Origin of the sequence: Nordella sp. HKS 07 (assembly GCF_011046735.1) — a bacterium.
GTDB lineage: Bacteria > Pseudomonadota > Alphaproteobacteria > Rhizobiales > Aestuariivirgaceae > Taklimakanibacter.
Genome location: NZ_CP049258.1, coordinates 4,070,015 through 4,089,174 on the forward strand (window position 1 = coordinate 4,070,015; position 19,160 = coordinate 4,089,174).

General features: G+C 63.2%; 15 protein-coding genes and 1 pseudogene. 12 read left to right on the plus strand and 4 right to left on the minus strand.

Annotated features, from left to right (window positions below):
- Nucleotides 1-285: 285 nt before the first annotated feature.
- The 8 genes and pseudogenes from G5V57_RS19230 (at nucleotide 286) to G5V57_RS19265 (ending at nucleotide 7,821) form a co-directional block, all read left to right on the plus strand.
- A pseudogene (locus tag G5V57_RS19230) lies at nucleotides 286-1,079 on the plus strand (class I SAM-dependent methyltransferase).
- 64 nt (nucleotides 1,080-1,143) lie between these two features.
- Complete coding sequence (locus G5V57_RS19235) at nucleotides 1,144-4,020, plus strand: bifunctional [glutamine synthetase] adenylyltransferase/[glutamine synthetase]-adenylyl-L-tyrosine phosphorylase (protein ID WP_165169174.1); 2,877 nt, start codon at nucleotides 1,144-1,146, stop codon at nucleotides 4,018-4,020.
- A gap of 88 nt (nucleotides 4,021-4,108) precedes the next feature.
- Nucleotides 4,109-4,558 carry a hypothetical protein gene (locus tag G5V57_RS19240; protein WP_165169175.1) on the plus strand — a complete coding sequence of 150 codons (450 nt, stop codon included), beginning with the start codon at nucleotides 4,109-4,111 and terminating at the stop codon, nucleotides 4,556-4,558.
- A gap of 58 nt (nucleotides 4,559-4,616) precedes the next feature.
- The gene (locus tag G5V57_RS19245) at nucleotides 4,617-5,216 is read left to right on the plus strand and encodes a sigma-70 family RNA polymerase sigma factor (RefSeq protein ID WP_165169176.1); all 600 of its coding nucleotides are present in this window, start codon (nucleotides 4,617-4,619) and stop codon (nucleotides 5,214-5,216) included.
- A 10-nt stretch (nucleotides 5,217-5,226) separates the two neighbouring features.
- Complete coding sequence (locus G5V57_RS19250) at nucleotides 5,227-5,682, plus strand: hypothetical protein (RefSeq protein WP_165169177.1); 456 nt, start codon at nucleotides 5,227-5,229, stop codon at nucleotides 5,680-5,682.
- Nucleotides 5,682-6,251: a periplasmic heavy metal sensor gene (locus tag G5V57_RS19255; RefSeq protein ID WP_165169178.1), complete on the plus strand. Its 570-nt coding sequence runs from the start codon at nucleotides 5,682-5,684 to the stop codon at nucleotides 6,249-6,251. Before G5V57_RS19250 ends, G5V57_RS19255 begins: the two co-directional genes overlap by 1 nt.
- A gap of 266 nt (nucleotides 6,252-6,517) precedes the next feature.
- Nucleotides 6,518-6,865 carry a transcriptional regulator gene (locus G5V57_RS19260; protein ID WP_165169179.1) on the plus strand — a complete coding sequence of 116 codons (348 nt, stop codon included), beginning with the start codon at nucleotides 6,518-6,520 and terminating at the stop codon, nucleotides 6,863-6,865.
- 371 nt (nucleotides 6,866-7,236) lie between these two features.
- Nucleotides 7,237-7,821 carry a DUF1062 domain-containing protein gene (locus G5V57_RS19265; protein WP_165169180.1) on the plus strand — a complete coding sequence of 195 codons (585 nt, stop codon included), beginning with the start codon at nucleotides 7,237-7,239 and terminating at the stop codon, nucleotides 7,819-7,821.
- 152 nt (nucleotides 7,822-7,973) lie between these two features.
- Here the strand turns inward: G5V57_RS19265 and G5V57_RS19270 are convergent, their stop codons facing one another.
- The 3 genes from G5V57_RS19270 to pepN all read right to left on the minus strand — a co-directional run bounded on the left by G5V57_RS19270 (nucleotide 7,974) and on the right by pepN (nucleotide 13,988).
- Entirely contained in the window at nucleotides 7,974-8,537 is a 564-nt protein-coding gene (locus G5V57_RS19270; protein ID WP_165169181.1) for a nucleotidyltransferase family protein, read from the minus strand.
- Nucleotides 8,538-8,570: 33 nt separating this feature from the next.
- Nucleotides 8,571-10,883 carry a PAS domain-containing sensor histidine kinase gene (locus G5V57_RS19275; protein WP_165169182.1) on the minus strand — a complete coding sequence of 771 codons (2,313 nt, stop codon included), beginning with the start codon at nucleotides 10,881-10,883 and terminating at the stop codon, nucleotides 8,571-8,573.
- 348 nt (nucleotides 10,884-11,231) lie between these two features.
- A complete protein-coding gene (gene pepN / locus G5V57_RS19280) occupies nucleotides 11,232-13,988 on the minus strand; it encodes an aminopeptidase N (RefSeq protein ID WP_165169183.1) in 2,757 nt (918 codons plus the stop codon).
- Nucleotides 13,989-14,029: 41 nt separating this feature from the next.
- Between pepN and G5V57_RS19285 the strand changes: the two genes are divergently transcribed.
- Together G5V57_RS19285 and G5V57_RS19290 are read left to right on the plus strand one after the other, a co-directional pair.
- Nucleotides 14,030-14,509: a GreA/GreB family elongation factor gene (locus G5V57_RS19285; RefSeq protein WP_165169184.1), complete on the plus strand. Its 480-nt coding sequence runs from the start codon at nucleotides 14,030-14,032 to the stop codon at nucleotides 14,507-14,509.
- Between the two features lie 116 nt (nucleotides 14,510-14,625).
- Nucleotides 14,626-16,341: a bifunctional 2-polyprenyl-6-hydroxyphenol methylase/3-demethylubiquinol 3-O-methyltransferase UbiG gene (locus G5V57_RS19290; RefSeq protein WP_165169185.1), complete on the plus strand. Its 1,716-nt coding sequence runs from the start codon at nucleotides 14,626-14,628 to the stop codon at nucleotides 16,339-16,341.
- A 28-nt stretch (nucleotides 16,342-16,369) separates the two neighbouring features.
- Here G5V57_RS19290 and G5V57_RS19295 read toward each other — a convergent pair whose 3' ends face one another.
- Nucleotides 16,370-17,620 carry an FAD-binding oxidoreductase gene (locus tag G5V57_RS19295; protein ID WP_165169186.1) on the minus strand — a complete coding sequence of 417 codons (1,251 nt, stop codon included), beginning with the start codon at nucleotides 17,618-17,620 and terminating at the stop codon, nucleotides 16,370-16,372.
- Between the two features lie 207 nt (nucleotides 17,621-17,827).
- Between G5V57_RS19295 and uraH the strand changes: the two genes are divergently transcribed.
- Nucleotides 17,828-18,178: a hydroxyisourate hydrolase gene (gene uraH / locus G5V57_RS19300; RefSeq protein WP_165169187.1), complete on the plus strand. Its 351-nt coding sequence runs from the start codon at nucleotides 17,828-17,830 to the stop codon at nucleotides 18,176-18,178.
- Nucleotides 18,179-18,190: 12 nt separating this feature from the next.
- Complete coding sequence (locus G5V57_RS19305; RefSeq protein WP_165169188.1) at nucleotides 18,191-19,114, plus strand: LysR family transcriptional regulator; 924 nt, start codon at nucleotides 18,191-18,193, stop codon at nucleotides 19,112-19,114.
- The last annotated feature ends 46 nt before the right edge of the window (nucleotides 19,115-19,160 follow it).

Genomic DNA, 19,160 nt, shown 5'->3' on the forward strand with positions numbered 1-19,160 from the left:
AGAAACTCTCTACATAGCGCCTCCCCGCAAAAGGACATCGGATTCACACATCTCGTGTCGGGTGCGTTTATACCCTCGCCCCCAACGGGGGAGAGGGAGGGACCCGATGCGAAGCATCGGGAGGGTGAGGGGGAACTGACGGCAATTGTTCTGGCATTGCATCCGGATTATGCCGCTGGTTCCCCCTCACCCTAACCCTCTCCCCCGCAGGGGGAGAGGGGATCGCTCAATAGCCGGTCCCAATACGATGTGTGAATACGACAGCCGCGAAAGGAGGACGCGCAGATGGACCGCCACGACGTTGCGAAACATTGGGAAGCCAATGCCGAAACCTGGACCCTCCATGCGCGCGCGCCGGCTACGACGTCTATCGCGATGTCCTGAACACGCCGGCCTTCCTGGCCATGCTCCCGGAAATCAGGGGCCGCAAGGGACTCGACGTCGCTTGCGGCGAAGGCTCCAATACGCGCGAGCTCGCCAGGCGCGGCGCGCTTATGCAGGCGATCGACATCGCGCCGACCTTCATCCGTCATGCCCAGGAGCAGGAGGCGAAGGACCCGCTCGGCATCGTCTTCCAGTATGGCGACGGCATGGACATTCCGTTCGCCGATGAGAGCTTCGATTTCGTCACCTCGCTCATGGCGCTGATGGACATGCCGGATCAGGGCAGGGTGCTCGCGGAGATCGCCCGCGTGTTGCGCCCCGGCGGCTTCCTGCAGTTCTCCATTCTGCATCCCTGTTTCGTGCCCCCGCATCGCAAGAACCTGCGAGAGCCGGATGGAACCGTGCGGGCGATCGAGGTTGCCGGCTATTTCGACGCTATGGACGGCGAGGTGGAACGCTGGTGGTTCTCCACGCTTCCCAAGGCGGAGCGCGAAAAGGTGGCACCCTTCGGTGTACCCCGCTTTCATCGCACTTTGAGCCAGTGGGTGAATTTCATCTGCACGTCCGGTCTGGTGATCGATGAACTGGGCGAGCCACGCGCCGACCCCGAAACGGCGGCCGCCCACCCCACCGTGGCCGACACCCGCATCGCCCCGATCTTCCTGCATTTCCGGGCGCGGAAACCAGATTCATAATCTGGCGCGAATCCTTTTCGGCGAAGTGATTCCACTTCGCCTGGATGCGCGCTAGAAACCCTGCATGACCGAAGCCCTCAGCGATCTTCCCCCGCCCCACGATCAGGATAGTGCCGCCCGTGCCTGGACGGATCTGCGAGGGGAAGGGACCGTGTTGGGACCTTTCGAGGCAAAGCGCTCGCTTCTCGACGCGGTCTTCGGCGGCTCGCCTTTTCTGCGCGATCTCATTCTGCGCGATCCCGACTTCGCCCGGCGCGTCCTTGCAACCGATCCGGACCAGGTGCTGGCCGGGATCATCGAGGGGCTCACGGCCGAGGCGGAAGATGAGCCGGAGATGCGCCGTCTCCTGCGCAAGAGCCGGGGCCAGGCCGCGCTCGCCATAGCACTCGCCGATCTGAGCGGCGCCTGGTCGCTCGATCAGGTGACCGAGGCGCTTACCCGCTTCGCCGAAGCCGCGCTCAATGCGGCGCTCGCCTGGCTCCTGGAGGAGGCGCGGCGCACCGGCAAGCTTCTGTCGGCCAAGGACGAGGAGGCGGGCTACACCATTCTCGGCATGGGCAAGTTCGGCGCCCATGAACTCAATTATTCGAGCGATATCGATCTCATCGTTCTCTACGATCCGCACGCGGCGAAGCTTGGCCAGGGCGTCGATCCCTCGACCTTTTTCGTCCGCCTCACCAAGCGCCTGGTGGTGCTGCTGCAGGACGTGACCGAGGACGGTTATGCCTTCCGCGTCGATCTGAGGCTGCGGCCCGATCCGCGCGCCACGCAGATCGCCATTTCGATCGAGGCGGCGGCGATCTATTACGAAAATATGGGCCAGAACTGGGAGCGCGCCGCGATGATCAAGGCGCGGCCGGTGGCCGGCGACCAGGCCCTCGGGGCGGAGTTCCTCGACCGGCTCGTTCCTTATATCTGGCGCAAATATCTCGACTTCGCGGCGATCGCCGATGTGCAGTCGCTCAAGCGCCAGATCCACGCGGTCAAGGGTCATGGCACGATCGCCGTGCTCGGCCACAACATCAAGCTCGGCCGCGGCGGCATCCGCGAGATCGAGTTCTTCGTACAGACCCAGCAGCTCATTGCCGGTGGGCGCAATCCGAAGCTGCGCGGAAAGCGCACCGTCGATATGCTCGCGGCCCTGGCCGAGGCGAAATGGATCTCACCCGAGGCGGCGCGGGAGTTGAGTGAGGCCTATCGCTTCCTGCGCACCATCGAGCACCGCATCCAGATGGTGGCGGACGAGCAGACCCACACGCTTCCGGACGATGAGGCGGCCTTCGCGCGCCTGGCGCGCTTTGCGGGCTTCGCCGAGACGGCCGACTTCGCAGCGAAGCTGCGCGCCACTTTCGAGCTGGTGCAGGGCCATTACGCCGCCCTCTTCAAGGATGCCGAGGATCTGGGCACCGAGGCGGGAAGCCTGGTTTTCACCGGCGGTGAGGACGACCCCGAGACGCTCGAGACCTTGACCGGCATGGGCTTCAAGCGGGCGAGCGAGATCGCCGCGATGATCAGGAGCTGGCATTTCGGCCGCTATTCGGCGACGCGCAGCGCCAGGGCCCGCGAGCGTCTGACCGAGCTCATGCCGGCACTGCTCACCTCGCTGGCGAGAAGCGGTGATGCGGATCAGGCCTTTATCGCTTTCGACCGTTTCCTTGCGGGCCTGCCCACCGGCGTGCAGCTCTTCTCACTGCTCAAATCCAATCCGGGACTCCTCGATCTCATCGGCATCATTCTCGGCACGGCGCCGCGTCTGGCCCAGGAATTGAGCCACCGTCCGAAGGTGCTCGATGCGGTGCTCGATCCGGGCTTCTTCGGGGCGCTCCCCAAGGCGGCGGAACTTGCGGGCCTGGTCGCGGCGGCGACACCGCCCGGAACCCCGATCGATGAGGCGATCGACCGGGTGCGCGTCGTCGCCAAGGAACAGGCCTTCCGCATCGGCGTGCGCATCCTGTCGGAAACGGTGAGTGCGGCGGAAGCGGGCGGCGCGTTTTCCGATCTGGCCGACGTCGTGCTGGAGCGGCTGCATGAGGCGGTGATCGCCGACATGGCGGAGCGCCACGGCAACGTGCCGGGCGGGCGCAGCGCGCTCATCGCGATGGGCAAGCTTGGTGGTCGTGAGATGACGGCGGGGTCCGATCTCGATCTCATCTTGATCTTCGATCACGACAAGGAAGCGGAAGCTTCAGACGGCGCCCGGCCGCTCTCGGCAGGGCAATATTTCGCCCGTCTTACCCAGCGCTTCATCTCGGCGGTCACCGCGCCGACCGCCGAAGGCGTTCTCTACGAGGTGGATATGCGCCTGCGCCCGTCCGGCAATAAGGGGCCCGTGGCGACGAGCCTCGCGAGCTTCACCGACTATCACCTCCACCAGGCCTGGACCTGGGAAGCCCTCGCTCTGACCCGGGCGCGCGTCGTGGCGGGCGATTCCGGCCTGATGGAGGAGCTCAGGGCCGTGATCGCCGAGGCGCTGTGCCGGCCCCGCGACAAGGCCAAGGTCACGCAGGACGTGGTCGACATGCGCCGGATGATGCTGAAGGAGAACGCCCCCTATGGCGTGTGGGATATCAAACGGGCGCAAGGCGGGCTCGTCGATATCGAGTTCATTGCCCAGTATCTTCAGATCATCCATGCCCACGAGGCGCCGCGCATTCTCGCCGTCACCACCTTGCGGGCGCTGGAGCGGCTGATCCAGGCAGGCCTTATCGCCGAGGCCGAGGGCAGCCGCCTCAAGGCGGCCTGTCTGGTCTATCAGCGCCTCACCCAGGTCCTGCGCCTGTGCGTTTCCGGTCCCTATAACCCCAAGGAGGTGCCGGCGGGCCTCAACCGGATCGTCGCCTCGGCCTCGGCCATGCCGGATATTGCCTCCGCCGAGGCGCTCATCGCCGAGACGCAGGCGCAGATCGCCGATCAGTTTGCCCGCCTGGTCGGGCCGCTGTGAGATCGGGCAAATTTATCGCGACGGAAACTGACGGAGCGTTCCGTCTTTGTTTCGGGAGCTGATTCCCAGGAAAAATAGGGAGACTGAAATGAAGACGAACGCAACGTCCGTTGCGGCGATGACCGCGCTCATCCTGATGGGAGCCGCAGGCGCGGCTTTCGCCACCGAGCCCACTTTGCCGCGCAGCGAGCGCTCCTTCGGGCGCCTCGATGCCGACAGCGACGGCAAGGTGAGCGTGAATGAGCTGAAACCCAAGGCGGTCAAGCGCTTCCTGCGTCTCGATGACGACAAGAACGGCACCGTGACCACGGCCGAGATCGACGGCTGGCTGAAACGCGGTATCGAAAAGCGCAAGGATCGCATGCTCACCCGCCTCGACCAGAACAAGGATGGCAGCGTGACACGCGATGAGGTTGACGCCTATATCGATGCTCTGTTCAATGGCGCCGATGGCGACAAGGACGGCGGCCTGACGCTGGCGGAGATTCGCGAGACCTCCCCGCGGCGTACCGGGCAACGCGGCGCCACGGGCAACTGATCATGAGCCAGCGCCGCACAAAATTTGCGGAGCCTGCGAAAGGAAGCGACCGGAAGACGTGTCGGCACGCAACACCGAGAATGGCCTGGCCGGCGACCCGGACAGTGGGCTCCTCGCGGCTGCGGCGCTGGGCGATGAGAAGGCGTTCGCCGGCCTCGTCGATCGGCATTACGAGCTAGTCTACCGCGTGGTCTGGCGGGTAACGTCGGGCCACGCGGATACCGCCGATATCGTCCAGGAAGCCTTCCTCAGGCTGTGGAACAATCCGGGGCAGGTGCGCCAGGGGGGCGCCTTGCGCGGCTGGTTGATCCGGGTGGCGACCAATCTCGCCATCGACCGGGCCCGGCGCAAGCAGGGCTCCAATATCGACGACCAGCCCGAAATCGCCGCCGCGGGGCCGGACGCCCTGGACCAGGTCCTGGGCGACAGCTCGGCCCGTGAAATAGAATCTGCTCTGGCGCGGCTGCCGGAGCGACAGCGTTTGGCCCTCTCGCTCGTCTATTACGAGAATATGAGTAATATCGAGGCCGCCGCCGCCATGGAGATCAGCGTCGATGCTATTGAAAGCCTGTTGGCCCGGGGCCGGCGGGCCCTCAAGGCCGATCTCAGGGACCGCTGGCGCGACCTCCTTGCCGATATCGGCGAGATGAGCCAATGAGGAGGCTCTGATGGACGCGACGAGGACGAGACTGGCAGAAGTTCTGGCCGCCTATGGCGCGGACCCGGCGCGCTGGCCCGCATCCGAGCGGGAAGGCCTCGAGGTCCTGGTCCGTGCGCAGCCGGCGCTCCTGGCCGAGGCCCGGCAGGTCGACCGGATCCTGGCGCGGGCCGCAAGACCGACGCCGCCGGCCGGCGCCAGGGCCCAGCTCCTGGCGCGCGCCGCGCGTGAGCCGCAGAAGGTCAATGTCACCCCTCTCGACCATGGCCGGGTGAGGCCCCGGCCTTCGATCTGGTCCTGGGGCACGGCGGCGGCGCTGGCCGCCTCCTTCGCTTTCGGCATTTTCCTCGGCGGCAATACGAACTTCGTCAATCTTCGCGGCGACAACGATGTGGTCGAGATCGACGACCCGATCGTGCTGACCGGCATCGACGACGCGCCCGATCTCTTGGAAGGTGGAGGCTGATGACGTCGCCTGCCGATACGTCGCCTGTCGATACGCTGCCGCGCGATACGTCGCCGCAGGGTCCCTTCGCCTCGTGGCCGCATTGGACAAAGCTGCTGCTGGTCGCCTCCCTGGCGGTCAATCTGCTGATCGCAGGCGCCGCCGGCATGAGCTATTTCGCGCCCGAGCGGATCGAGCGCTGGAGCGGGGCGAGCTTCACCCAGCTTCTGCCGCGCAGTTTCCTCACCGAGCTGCCGGATGAACGGCGCCGCGAATTCCTCGATCTGCTCAAGAGCCGGCGCGATGCCTTCCGCGAGTCGCGCCAGGATATGACCGCGGCGGCGCAGCGCTTCGCCGACGCGCTCGAGCGCAATCCTTATGACGAGGCCCAGGTCAATGCGGCGATCGACGATTTCACCAGGCTCAGCAACGACATGGTCGACAGCGGCACGCTGATGACCCGGCAGATCATCCAGAAGCTCACGCCTGTGGAACGCAGCAAGCTCGCCGCGGCGGTCCGCGACCGGCTCGAGCGCATTCAGCAGCGCCGCAAGAAGTGGCAGACGGACAACCACAAGGACCGCGGCTGAGCGGTATGCGCACGGCGTGCTGAGGTACCGATAACCGCCGCGGTCTCTTGACTTCGTGGAGCGGAATGGGGGAGTTTGGAAATGCAATCCTCCCGGGCGCGCGTCTGAAGAGCGGTGCGTGCGTCTTGCACACCGATTGTGATGCGGGACAAACTACATTGATAAGATCTTTGTTTTCACTGGGTTCGTTCTTCGCCCAGGGAAATATCCGCAGCGCTTCCTTGTCGCGAAAGTCGAGCAACTTCTGTGGTCGATGAATGGATAATATGATGAAAGTGTATCGGTTTACGGAGAGCGGGCTGGACAGTGTCATAATTGCCGCTGCCAGATTTCTGGTCGATCCGATCATCAACGGTCTTCATCGCGTTATCGCGCTGGGCATCGTAATGCTCAAGGCACTGATCGGTGGGCGGGTGGTGAGAGTTCTGCGCTTCGATATAGGCACGACGCAGGCTGACCTGGCGAGGATGATTCATTGCGACCCGCTCACCATCTGCAGGTGGGAACGAGGCGAGAGCGAAATCGTCGTGCGTCTGCACGGCGTCGAGTGGCTGAAACTGCCTGGCGACGAAGGTGTGAGCGAAATCAGCGGCTGGGCGATTTCGCAGGCCTAAAGAAGTCGATTGCAATTGATGGCTGTGATCCGGCCAACTATCAGTTGGCTGCCTAGGAATTGCTTGCCTGTCTCCACGTAAACTGTTAAGCGCGCCTCGCGGAGAGCATTGCGCATCGAGGTTTCATTTTGCCGTCGTAAGGACCGGTCTCATCCAGTTCCACCTGCACCAGGGATAGCGAACGCTTTCCCTGGCTGCTTTCGTTCACGCGGTGGCGGACTTGAGACCGGTCTGGCTTTGTCAGAATGCGCCGTGCGCAGCCTTGTGCTGTCTCAAGCTCTCCATCATCCGTAGCAACCGCCAAACCGTACCCGTGAAGGGCTTCTCTCGCCGCCGTCCTGGTGAACTTCCTTTCGGAAGTCCAAGACGACATGTGCAAAGCTACTCTGGTCCGTTGGACCATTATCCCGTTGATTGCGCCGAGACCCTGGATCGCCTGCGGCGGCTGCGGTGGCCTCAAACCCTTCGAGCCCAGCGGCAGGATCAGGCTGAACGCCAATGGCAGGAGGCTCGATGCCTGGCTGATCTATAAATGCCTCGTTTGCGCGCGGACCTGGAACCGCCCGCTGTTCGAGCGCCGCGCCTTGAAGGATATCGACCCCGCCACGTTGGAAGCCCTGCATTTCAGCGCTCCCGACTGGGTGCGGGCGCGGGAATTCGACATCGAGGATCTGCGCCGCAAGGCGCAGCGCATCGACGAATGCGCTGAGGTTGAAATCCGCAAGGAGATCCTGAGCGACACCGGGCATCCGACCGTGACCGTCATCGAACTGGAGGTCGCGTTGCCGACATGCCTCAGGCTTGATCGTCTGTTGAGCGCGGAGCTGGGCCTTTCGCGAACGAGACTTCAGACGCTCCAAGCCGAGGGAGGATTGCGTATCGAGCCCGCTCGCAAGGATGTCCTGCGTCGGCGGGTCAGGAGCGGAACTCGGGTGATGCTGATGCGGACATCCTGAGGGCTCGATATCTCCACTCATCATGGCCGGGCCCCGAGCCGGCCATCCAGCCTCCCCGCTGTACAGCTGTTGCACGGATGGACTGGATGGCCGCCTCCATGGCCGGGTTAAACCCGGCCATCCGGGCGGCCATGACGAATGGGAGCGGGGAGCTAAGGCAACTCGACCGTGACGTTGGGCCAGCGCTGGTGCCATTTCTTTTCCGCGATGCGCGCCGTGTAGGTCGACTTTCGAGTCCGCCCGCGCGGCGTCGGCCGGATGGACATCGAGAACAGATCCTCAAGCCCATAGGGCGCGAGGATCTCGAGTCGGTCTTGCGCGTCGAGCCTGACGGCGACGCAAGTCGGCGTATCGAGCCAGAAGCGCAGCGCGTCGGCCGTCGAGCCATAGGGGGCGTCGCCGTTGCGGACATGCATGCGCGCCTGGTTGCGCACGCTCCAGGGCAAAGCGGGCTCGATTTCCCGCAGCCGCTTTTCGAGGGCCGCATCGTGCTCGCTATCGCGGTTCTCGGGATCGAAATACAGGACATCGATGTCGTCGACGGCGGTAGCGGCGGTGAAGCCCGAAAGTTCGTCCCATACCGCGGCCCGGATAAAGCCGGCACCTATGGCCCAGTCCGGCAGGGCCAGGGAGCGCACGATCTCCAGGGACGTGAGGCGGAGCGGCGCCAGTCTGAGGATCGCTTCCAGACGCTGCCCGAGATCACTGTCATGCATGAGAAGCGGCCTTGCTTGGCGGTGCGGCCTGGCTTAGGCCGCCGCCGAATGGGCGGGCTTGGCCTGGGCCACCGGCAGCTTCACCGTAACGATGGTGCCCTTGCCGATCTCGCTGTCGATGGTGAGCGAGCCGCCATGCAGCTCGACCAGCGACTTCGAGATGGCGAGGCCAAGGCCTGAGCCGCCCTTTGTCTTGGTGAACTGGTTCTCGACCTGCTCGAAGGGGCGGCCGAGCTTCTCGATGTCCTTGGGCGGTATGCCGATGCCGGTATCGGCGATGGAGATCACCGCCTGCTCGCCTTCGAGCCTGGCGGTGAGCATCACGCGCCCGCCTTCCGGCGTGAACTTCACCGCATTGGAAGTGAGGTTGATGAGGACCTGCTTGACGGCGCGGGTATCCATATCGACCTTGAGCTTCTTCGGCGCCTTGCACAGGAGCTCGACCTTGCTTTCGTGGGCCCGTGCTTCGACGAGGCGCAAGGCCTCGTGGACGATCTCGGAGAGGTCCGCCTTCTGCAGCTCGAGCTTGAGACGGCCGGCCTCGATCTTCGACATGTCGAGGATGTCGCTGATCACGTCGAGCAGGAATTGGCCGCTCTTGTGGATGTCGCGCGCATATTCGATGTACTTGCCGGCGCCGATCGGGCCGAACATCTGGTTCTCCATCACCTGGCTGAAGCCGATGATGGCATTGAGCGGCGTCCTGAGCTCGTGGCTCATATTGGCCAGGAATTCCGATTTCGAGCGGCTGGCGGCCTCCGCCCTGGTCTTTTCGCGCGAATATTTGTCGGCGAGGTCGGCGAGGCGCTGCGACTGCTGTTCGGCCAGGAGACGCTCCTTCTGCAGGTCGCGCACCGTCATCATCAGTTCGCGTTCGGAGAGGAGGAGGCGCTCTTCCTGCTGCTTCAAGGGCGTGATGTCGGTGCCGACCGAGACGAAGCCGCCATCCTTGGTGCGCCTTTCGTTGATCTGCAGCCAGCGCCCGTCGCCCAATTGCACCTCGAAGGTATTGCCTTCGCTGGTGTCGCGGCTGTGGATCGGCATGCGCTGGCGCACCGCCGGCTCCTTGGCGGTCTTGGCCACGAATTCATAGGGCGTGCCGGGCGTGCACACGCTGGCGGGCAGCGAATGGAACTGCTGGTACTTGGTGTTGCAGAGCACGAGGCGGTTATCTGAGTCCCACAGCACGAAAGCTTCCGAGATGTTCTCGATCGCGTCCTTGAGGCGCAGCTCGGCTTCCTGGTTGAGGCGGTCGGCGAGCTTCTGCGCGGTGATGTCGATGACGATGCCGACGAGATGCGGCTCCACCTCTTCCGGCGCGTGCGAGAGCTCGGCGCGGGCCCTGAGCCACACCCAGTTGCCGTCGACATGGCGCATGCGGAACTCGTGGTCGAAGACCGTCTTCTGGCCGGTGAGCAGGGCCTCGACCACTTCCTCGAGTTGCGCGTCGTCCGGGTGGATGCGGTCGGCGACGTCGCCGAAATTGAGGAATTCGCCGGTCTCCTCGAGGCCGAGGATGTCGTACATGGATTTCGACCAGAAGATCCGGCCGCGCGCTATGTCCCAGTCCCACAGGCCGCAATGGCCGCGGTCGAGCGCCTTGTCGAGGCGCTCGGTGGCGACCGTCAAGGTGCGGTCGGCTTCCGACGCCTTCGCCGCCTGCCAGTGGAAGGCGCCGCCCAGCATCATGAGGACGAGGAAGGTGACGGCGAACAGGATGCTCACCTGCATGACGCTATCCTTCCAGGCGCGCATGACGTCGGCGCGTTTCTGGATGACGAGCAGGCTGCCTGGCAAGGGCGCCAGGTCGCTCATGCCGACATAGGCTTCCTCGCCCGAGGCGAGCTGGATGCGCGCCATTTCGGTGTCGTTGATGTTGATTTCGGTGATGAAGCGATTGGACAGCACATCGCCGATCGTCTGGCCGGCGATTGTGCCGTCCGCCTTCGAGGCGACCGTGATCATGCCGCCGGCATTGACATAGGCGAAGATGCGGCCCTCGCGCTGCGCCTCGGGAAGAAGTGCTGCGTCGAGATCTTCCTGGGTGAAGGGCTTCGGCGTGTAACCGGACTGGAGCTGGGTGCGCGCCGCCTGCTTGATGTGCTGGGCGGCGGCGGTGGCATAGAGGAGGGTCTGGCGGTTCTGCTCGGCGAGATGCGTCATCCGGCTTTGCGCCAGCTGGAGGAACAGGGCCAGCGCCAGGGTGACGAGGAAGAGCGAGACGAGGACGGTGATGAGAATGCGTAAGCTGCGCTCACCTATGGTAATTCGGGCCCAGCCGGGCAAGGGCAGGCGGAGCACCCGCTCCTTGAAGAAAAGTCCGCCCAATTGTGCTCTGCTGCTCAACTTTCGCCCCCTGCGTGGCGCTCATTCACCGGGAATCCCAGCACCCCCTAAACAACCAACGACCTCACGAATCATGGCCTATTGATTCGTATGTGCAGTGATTTGTCCAGCTGGAAACCGGCCTAACTATGGAGCGCCCGGAAGGAGCGTTTTTAGGGCGGTTTTCGAGCTATCCGGGGGCTGACAGGGAGTCGGCTCGGCGTGATTTGGGCATGCCGATCCGAATCGGAATGTCAACCGTTGCGGGTACTTAAGGGATCGAGCCTGCTGTCGTCCTTCAACATTTCCCCCTCTCCCATTGATTGGCAACGGAGAGGGGAAATCTCTGCGCTCGCGCCGAGCGTCGGCTCACCGCCCCAGCGACTTCGAAACAATCTCGTAAAGATCGCGCGACAGGCCACTCGTTCCGAGTATCCGTTCGAGCTGCGCCTTGGCGAGGCCGCGGCGTTTTTCCTCGAGCGTTGCCCAGCTGCGCAAGGCGGTCGCCATGCGCGCCGCTACTTGCGGGTTCTTCGGATCGAGCGCCAGGATCGTGTCGGCGAGAATGACATAACCTTCGCCGCTCTCGGCATGGAAGGCGAAGGGGTTGGCCATGGCGAAGGCGCCGACCAGGCTGCGCACCCGGTTGGGGTTGGTGAGCGTGAAGTCGGGATGCGCCATCAGTTCAAGCACCCGTCCCGGCGTGGTGCTGAGCGGGGCCGAGGCCTGCAGCGCGAACCACTTGTCGATCAGCAGATTGTCGCCGCGGTGGCGCGTATGGAAATCGGCGAGCGCCTGCTCGCGTTCCGGCACGTCGAGGGTGGTGATTGTCGAAAGGGCGCCGATCTCGTCGGTCATGTTGGTGATGCGGGAAAGCTGCTCGCCGGCGAGCCTCGTCGCAAGCGCCGGATCGCCGCCGGCGAGGGCCTGCAGCACCGCATAGCGCAGCGACCGCCGACCGGTCTCTTCCGGATCGGGCCGGTAGGCGCCATGGCTTTCCGTCTTCCGCCACAGTTCGACCAGCACGTCCTTGAGACCCATACCTGTCTCGGCGCGCAGGGCCTCGCGCGCCTGGTGAATGGCGCCCGGATCGACATCGCGGGCGATCAGCGTGGCGATCTCCTGCTCGCCCGGAAGCCCCAGCATCAACGCCTTGAAGGCGTCATCGAGATGGCCGTCCTCCAGTACCGCGCCGAGGGCGGTAATGAAGGACTGGGTGTCCGCCGCGGATGTCTTTCCGGCGAGGCGGTCCCGGATGAGGGCAAACGCCGCCCTCTGCGAGGCCTCCCAGCGGTTGAACGTGTCGCCGTCATTCTTCATCAGGAAGAGCTGCTCGGGGATGCCGGAGTTGCTCCTGATGCGGATAGGAGCGGAGAAGCCACGATTGAGCGACAGAACGGGCTTCCGCGCCACATTGCGGAAGCGGAATGTCTTCTTCGTCTCGTTGAGCTCGATCAATGGCGCATTGAGCACGCCAACATTTTCGAGATCGAGTGGCATGTCGCGGCCGTCCGGCCCGACGAGCCCGATGCCGAGCGGTATCGGTACCGGCCGCTTGTCGGATTGCCCGGGCGTCGGCGCCGTCACCTGCTCGAGGGAGAGGTCATAGGTCTTCGTCTTCGCATCGTAGCTCTCGGAGACGGTGACCTCCGGCGTGCCGGCCTGCTCGTACCAGGTAAAGAACTGATCGAGATTGCGTCCCGAGGCATCTGCCATGCAGCGCACGAAATCTTCGGTCGTCGCCGCCTCGCCGTCATGGCGCTCGAAATAGAGATCCATCGCCTTGCGGAAAGCCTCGCGCCCGATCAGCGTCTGCAGCATGCGGCAGAGCTCGGCGCCCTTCTCATAGACGGTGGCTGTGTAGAAGTTGTTGATCTCGATATAGGAGGAAGGCCTGACCGGATGGGCGAGGGGCCCACCGTCTTCGGGAAACTGGTCGGCGCGCAGCCGCTTCACGTCGACGATGCGTTTCACGGCGCGCGAGCGGATGTCGGCGGTGAATTCCTGGTCGCGGAAGACGGTCAGACCTTCCTTCAGGCAGAGCTGGAACCAGTCGCGGCAGGTGACGCGGTTGCCCGTCCAGTTATGGAAATATTCATGCGCGATGATGCTCTCGATATTGATGTAGTCGATATCCGTCGCCGTCTCGGGCAGCGCCAGTATGTATTTGTCGTTGAAGATATTGAGCCCCTTGTTCTCCATGGCGCCCATGTTGAAGTCGGAGACGGCGACGATCATGAAGATGTCGAGATCATATTCGAGGCCGAAGCGCTCCTCGTCCCAGCGCATCGAGGTCTTGAGCGCTTCCATCGCGAAGGCGCAGCGATCCTCCTTGCCCTTCTCGACATAGATGCGCAGATCCACCTTTCGCCCCGAGCGCGTGACATAGGTGTCGCTGACCAAAGCGAGGTCGCCGGCGACAAGCGCGAAGAGATAAGACGGTTTGGGATGAGGATCCTCCCATTCGGCGAAATGCAGGTCGCCGCCGGCGATCGTGCCGCTTTGGCCGGGATTGCCGTTGGCGAGCAGGACCGGGCATGAGGCGAGGGGGGCCTCGATGCGCACCTTGTAGCGCGCCATGACATCAGGGCGGTCATAAAAATAGGTGATGCGCCGGAAGCCTTCCGCCTCGCACTGGGTGCAGAACACATTGTTGGAGACATAGAGGCCGGACAGCTCGCTATTGGCTTTCGGATTGCAGAGCGTCACGATCTCCAGGGTGAAAGGGCGCTGCGGCACCTCACGAATAGTGAGATTCGTGGCGGTGAGGTCATAGCGGGAAGGCTCGAGCGTCTCGCCATCGAGACTTACCGACCTGAGTTCCAGCTTTTCCCCATCAAGAATTAGCGCGGGATGCGAAAAAGCGGACACCGGTTTTTCGCGAGAATCCCGCGCCAAATTATTAGAATCGATCACGTTTATGAGTTTGGATTGATTCAATCCAAACTCATCGTGATCTAGGGGTCCGCCCTTCTGCTGCGCTGCCGCATTGGGGCGAAAACTCAGCCGGGAGGTGACTTGCGTCGCCTCGGGCGCCAGGACAAACTTGAGAAAGACCTCGTCGATCAGATAGGGAACGGGCCGGTAATTCTGCAAATAAACGGTCTGCGGGCTTGCGTCATTCATGTGCTATAGTGATCCGGGGGTGAGAAGAAGAGTCGACCCATATGAGCCGGGCTTTTGTAAAAGAGCAAGACGGACAGGAAACCCCTGAGGAACTGCCGGAACGTCCGGTCAGTACCAATCCCAATTTTGTGACGCCGCGCGGACTTGCCTTGATCGATGAAGAAATCGAGACGGCGCGCAAGCTGTTGGCTCATGCCCAGCATGAGACCGATCGCGTCGGCATCGTGCGCGCCTCGCGCGACCTGCGTTACTGGACGCAGCGCCGCGCCACGGCGCAACCGGTCGACCCTCCCAAGGCGCCGAAGAAGGTCGCCTTCGGAACCAGGGTCACCGTCAAGCGAGACGACGGCCGCCAGCAGGTTTTTTCGATCGTCGGCGAGGACGAGGCCGATCTCGAAAAGGGCTTGATCGCCTATACGGTGCCGATGGCACGCGCCTTGCTCGGCCTGGAAGTCGGCGACGACGCCGACTTGCCGGGCGGCCATGCCGAAGTGGTGGCTCTGGAGCCTTACTCGGTTTGATTTGACCAAACCGGGAAAGGCTCGAGACGCACGCGCGCCATGCTCTTTTGTGGCCGATCTTGTCACCGGGCTACCGCTCCCATAATAAATATGCACGAAACTGTTCTGGTCTGGCCATGAACGATTCACGTCCGGCAGATGTCGCCGCCCAGCGATGTTCCGAAGCAGATGATCTCCTGAGGCAAAACAAGCCGGTGGAAGCCCTCAAGGCGCTCGATCAGGCTCTCGAGGCAGATAGAGATTGCGCCCGCGCGATAATCGGGATCACAATGATCGCCGAACGCTTGACCGTCACAAAATACTCCAAACATTTTGACCGATTGATTTTGCACTGCCTGCAATCCCCCCATGGCAATCCGGAGGCATTGACAAATCCGGCCGGGCATTTGCTGCAGCTGAAATATGGACTGCCGGACAGCCAATCCCGCTTGACGAATTCTGTTCGTACCGAAAGCGGTCTTGAGGGTCTGCGCAAGGACGGGTTGCTCATCACCTACCTGGTTACGACAATCAACCGCAACCTGACGCTCGAAAGTTTTCTCCAGTCAGTCCGGACGGAGATATGGCACAGGTTCACACAAGGTCGCCTCAGCGGAGAGTGGCAGGGCCTGATAGCAGCACTCGCGGTACAGGCACACAATAATGAGTATATTTGGGATATTTCGGAGAGCGAGCGTGAGTGGCTAGACGCTACCGCTGAGCAGCTCGAGCGATTGGAAGGCGAGATCACCGAAGCCACCGCGACATTGTTTCTCGTTTTTGCGATGTATCGTGACCCCTGGGAGCTATCGAAACTCCGCCAACGCCTTCGGGAGCGGTCCGCTGATCGCTGGTCGCCTGCGTTGCGCTTTGCGGTCGATCGCACAATCGGGAAGCGCGCCAGACAGATCCAGCTTGTGCCCTCCATACCGAGATTGAGCGCCGCTGAAAATCCCACCTCGGGGTCGGTTCGCCAGATGTATGAAGCCAACCCGTATCCAAGATGGCTTCACGTGACTCCGGCGCTGCGACAGGTAGATGCAAGTTACAGGCTAATTGCCCAATACCCGCATCTTGGCCCGCTTCCAAAAAGCGAAGGCCCTATGCAAATCCTCATGCCGGGGATTGGTACGGGCCGGCTCGCCGTCTGGGCCGCACAGAGATACCACCACGTCCAGATAACCGCCGTCGATCTCAGTATCCAAAGTCTCGCCTACGGGAAGTACATGGCGGAGAGCTACGGCATCAGCAACATCGACTTCCGGCAAGGCGACCTGCTCACCCTTGAGGGGCAATATGAGCGAATAGAATGCATCGGCGTGCTGCACCATCTTGAAAATCCTGAAGCCGGTTTTGAAAGGTTGGTTTCCTGCCTCAAGCAGGGCGGTGTCATTCAGATTATGCTCTACGCCGAAGCCGCTCGCAGAGACATCTGGCGGCTGCGGACCCGGTTGGGCCTTTCTCATACGAATATGTCTTTCGACGAAATCCGGCGGATTCGGGCTCGCATTCTTCGCGACGATGGGGATCTCACCGCTTTCAACGGGCTCGCGCGACGGCCTGATTTCCACTCGACTAGCGGATTTCGCGACCTCATCCTGCACGTCCAGGAAAGCACGTTCACGATCAATCGTCTGCGACGGATGATCGAGGCGGCAGATATGAGGTTCATAGGATTCGAGTTCGCGTCCAGCCAGGTGATGAGCATGTTTGGAGAAAGCGAAGCAGAACAGCGTTATCGCAAGGCCTATCCAGACGAGAGGACACTGAGCAGCCTTTCAAACTGGGAGGCGATCGAGGCAAGTCATCCCAATCTGTTCGGCAACTATACTTTTTGGTGTCAAAGGCCGTAGACGTGCTCCGTCGGCACGCTCCGATGCTCTAAAACCGATCGACGCGGAAGGCTGACAGATCGGTATTGCCAGGCGTGCCGCTCAGCATCTCGCTCAACAGGCGCCCCGTGGTCGGTCCCCAGGTCAGCCCCATATGGCTGTGGCCGAAGCCGTACCAGACATTGCCGAGCTTGCGCGACGGGCCGATCACCGGCAGGCCGTCGGGCGTGCCGGGCCGGCGCCCCATCCAGCGCGACACATTCTCATCGATCGGCCTGAGCTTCGGCAGGCAGCGCTTGGCGGAATGCCACAGGACATCGGCGCGCTTCCAATTGGGCGGGGCATCGAGGCCGGCGAACTCATCGGTGCCGGCGAAACGCAGGCCCACATCCATGGGCGTCACGACCATGGGTGTGCGCACATAGCTGAAGGAGCGGCCCAGCGTGATGCCGGGATCCGGCATCACCAGATGATAGCCGCGCTCGGCCTCGAGCAGAACCTTGTCGCCGAACTGCCTGGCGAAGAAATTCGAATAGGCGCCGGCACAGATCACCAGTCGGTCGAGCGGACGCTCGCCGCCGGTCTTCAGCCGGATCTTCGCCGCGCGCGCGGCTTCCTGCGTTACCTCGATCACGTCATCGAGGATGATCTCGCCGCCATTGCGGGTGAATTCCTGGGCGATTGCCGTGACGACGCTCTTGGGATTGCGCACATGATACCAGCCGCCATGGAAGGCGCCGCAGGCGAAATCCCGCGCCAGGTCAGGCTCGATCTCGGCGATCTCTCCGGGCGTGAGCTTCTTCGTCTCGTAGCCATATTCGCGCTTGGCGCGCCGGTCCGGCTCTTCTGCCTGATATTGCGCCTCGGTGTCATAGAGGCGGATTGTATCCTGCCTGACCAATAGCTCGCTCGCTTTGGCCGCCTGCAGCAGAGTCTCGAAGTCACTGACCGCGCGCAGACCGAGCGCGGCGCGCGCCGCGGTGATCTTGCGCACCCGGTCGGGCAGCGCGTTGCGCCCGGCGGCGAGGAACCAGGGCAGCGCCTTGGGAAGGTAGGACCAGCGGATGGTGAGAGGGCCGAGCGGATCCATCAACCAGCCCGGTATCTTGAGCAGGATGCGCGGATGGATGGTGGGCGTCACCTCGGCGAAGGCGACGCCGCCAGCATTGCCGAAGGAGCAGCCATCCCCCGGCGCCACCCGGTCAATGACGGTGACCTTGTGCCCGGCGCGTTGCAGGAAGGCGGCGGTGGACATGCCGATGATGCCGGCGCCGATGACGGTGATACGGGAAGGGACCATGGATAGGACACTCGTGGGCGGGGGCCATTTCTTCCAGCCATTTCGCCGCCGCGTCAAGGAGCGAGAAGGCTGCATTCTTAAATTCATCGTCCTCTGGCGCTTTCGGATAAGCTGTCGCAAGATTGACCGACACCCTCATCCGCCCTTCGGGCCCCTTCTCCCGCAAGCGGGAGAAGGGGAAGGCAGAGGAGTTCATGGGAGACAGGCATGGGGCGTTTGACGACGCATATATTGGATACCGCTCTCGGCCGGCCGGCCGGGGGCTTGAAGATCGAGCTGTGGTCGCTCGAGGAGAACCCGTCACACATCAAGACAGTGGTGACCAACCATGACGGCCGCGTCGATGCTCCGCTGCTCGATGGCGAGGAGTTCAAGGTCGGCCAGTATGAACTGCGCTTCCATGCCGGCGCCTATCTCAAGTCGACGGGGGCGTCCTTGAGCGAGCCGCCGTTCCTGGACGTCATTCCCCTGCGCTTCGGCATCGCCAACAAGGCCGAGCACTATCATGTGCCGCTGCTGCTTTCGCCCTATGGCTATTCGACCTATCGCGGCAGCTGAGGCTGCGCGCTGATGCGTTCCGACTCGCTGCTCACCACCGGCTACCGCTATTTCGTCGCGGTGGCGGAGGCGGGGTCGGTGCGCGGTGCCTCGCTCGCCTTGAATGTCGCGGCTTCCGCCGTCAGTCGTCAGGTCATCCTGCTCGAGCGGCAGTTCAATATCGCGCTGTTCGAGCGGCGTGGCCGCAGCCTCAAGCTGTCGGCGGCCGGCGAGCTTCTCCTCGCCGGCCTCAAGGCGGCGATGCTGGGCCATGAGACGACGCTCGACCATCTCGATGCCCTGCGCGGGTTGAAGCGCGGGCGCATCCGCATCGCCACCGTCGAAAGCATATCGGTCTCGGCCTTGCCCGATCTCCTGGCGCGTTTCGCCGCCGATCATCCGGGCGTCGAGATCACGGTGACCGTCGCCGGCTCCGATGCGGTGACCGATCTGGTGCGCGGCCACGATGCCGATATCGGCTTCACCTTCAATCCGGCGACGCTCGAAGGGCTCGATGTGCGCCTGACGCGCGACATGCCGCTCGGTGCCGTGATGCGGCGCGACCATCCGCTCGCGCGCGAACGCAAATTGCTCTTCGCCCATTGCCTCGATTATCCGGTGGCGTGGCCCGCCAAGGGCTTGAGCCTCAGGGCCATTCTCGACAAGATGCTGGGTGCGGCGAAGAAGCCGCCCGCCAATGCGGTCGAGTGCAACTCGCTGCGGCTCATGGCGGCGCTGGCACGGCGTGGCCGCTGCATCGCCTTCCAGACGCCGATCGGTATCGAGCAGGAAATCGCCGAAGGCAGCCTTGTCTTCGTGCCGCTCGCCAATCGACGCATCCCGCCGGACCGCCTCACCATCGTGCACCGGCCGGGAAGCGGCGGCGGGCTCGCGGCGAGCGCCTTTCTCGATCTCGCGGTGCGCCATTTCGCCGGCGGCGGAAGAGTACGAAAATAGCGCACAGCCTGTGATGTTTATTATCCTTTTTCGTACAAGAGACGGG

Bases quoted from the DNA above. Each gene is read 5' to 3' on its own strand.
- G5V57_RS19235 (WP_165169174.1), top strand. From the start codon at position 1,144: ATGACCGAAGCCCTCAGCGATCTTCCCCCGCCCCACGATCAGGATAGT.
- G5V57_RS19240 (WP_165169175.1), top strand. From the start codon at position 4,109: ATGAAGACGAACGCAACGTCCGTTGCGGCGATGACCGCGCTCATCCTG.
- G5V57_RS19250 (WP_165169177.1), top strand. From the start codon at position 5,227: ATGGACGCGACGAGGACGAGACTGGCAGAAGTTCTGGCCGCCTATGGC.
- G5V57_RS19255 (WP_165169178.1), top strand. From the start codon at position 5,682: ATGACGTCGCCTGCCGATACGTCGCCTGTCGATACGCTGCCGCGCGAT.
- G5V57_RS19260 (WP_165169179.1), top strand. From the start codon at position 6,518: ATGATGAAAGTGTATCGGTTTACGGAGAGCGGGCTGGACAGTGTCATA.
- G5V57_RS19265 (WP_165169180.1), top strand. From the start codon at position 7,237: ATGTGCAAAGCTACTCTGGTCCGTTGGACCATTATCCCGTTGATTGCG.
- G5V57_RS19270 (WP_165169181.1), bottom strand. From the start codon at position 8,537: ATGCATGACAGTGATCTCGGGCAGCGTCTGGAAGCGATCCTCAGACTG.
- pepN (WP_165169183.1), bottom strand. From the start codon at position 13,988: ATGAATGACGCAAGCCCGCAGACCGTTTATTTGCAGAATTACCGGCCC.
- G5V57_RS19285 (WP_165169184.1), top strand. From the start codon at position 14,030: ATGAGCCGGGCTTTTGTAAAAGAGCAAGACGGACAGGAAACCCCTGAG.
- G5V57_RS19290 (WP_165169185.1), top strand. From the start codon at position 14,626: ATGAACGATTCACGTCCGGCAGATGTCGCCGCCCAGCGATGTTCCGAA.
- G5V57_RS19295 (WP_165169186.1), bottom strand. From the start codon at position 17,620: ATGGTCCCTTCCCGTATCACCGTCATCGGCGCCGGCATCATCGGCATG.
- uraH (WP_165169187.1), top strand. From the start codon at position 17,828: ATGGGGCGTTTGACGACGCATATATTGGATACCGCTCTCGGCCGGCCG.
- G5V57_RS19305 (WP_165169188.1), top strand. From the start codon at position 18,191: ATGCGTTCCGACTCGCTGCTCACCACCGGCTACCGCTATTTCGTCGCG.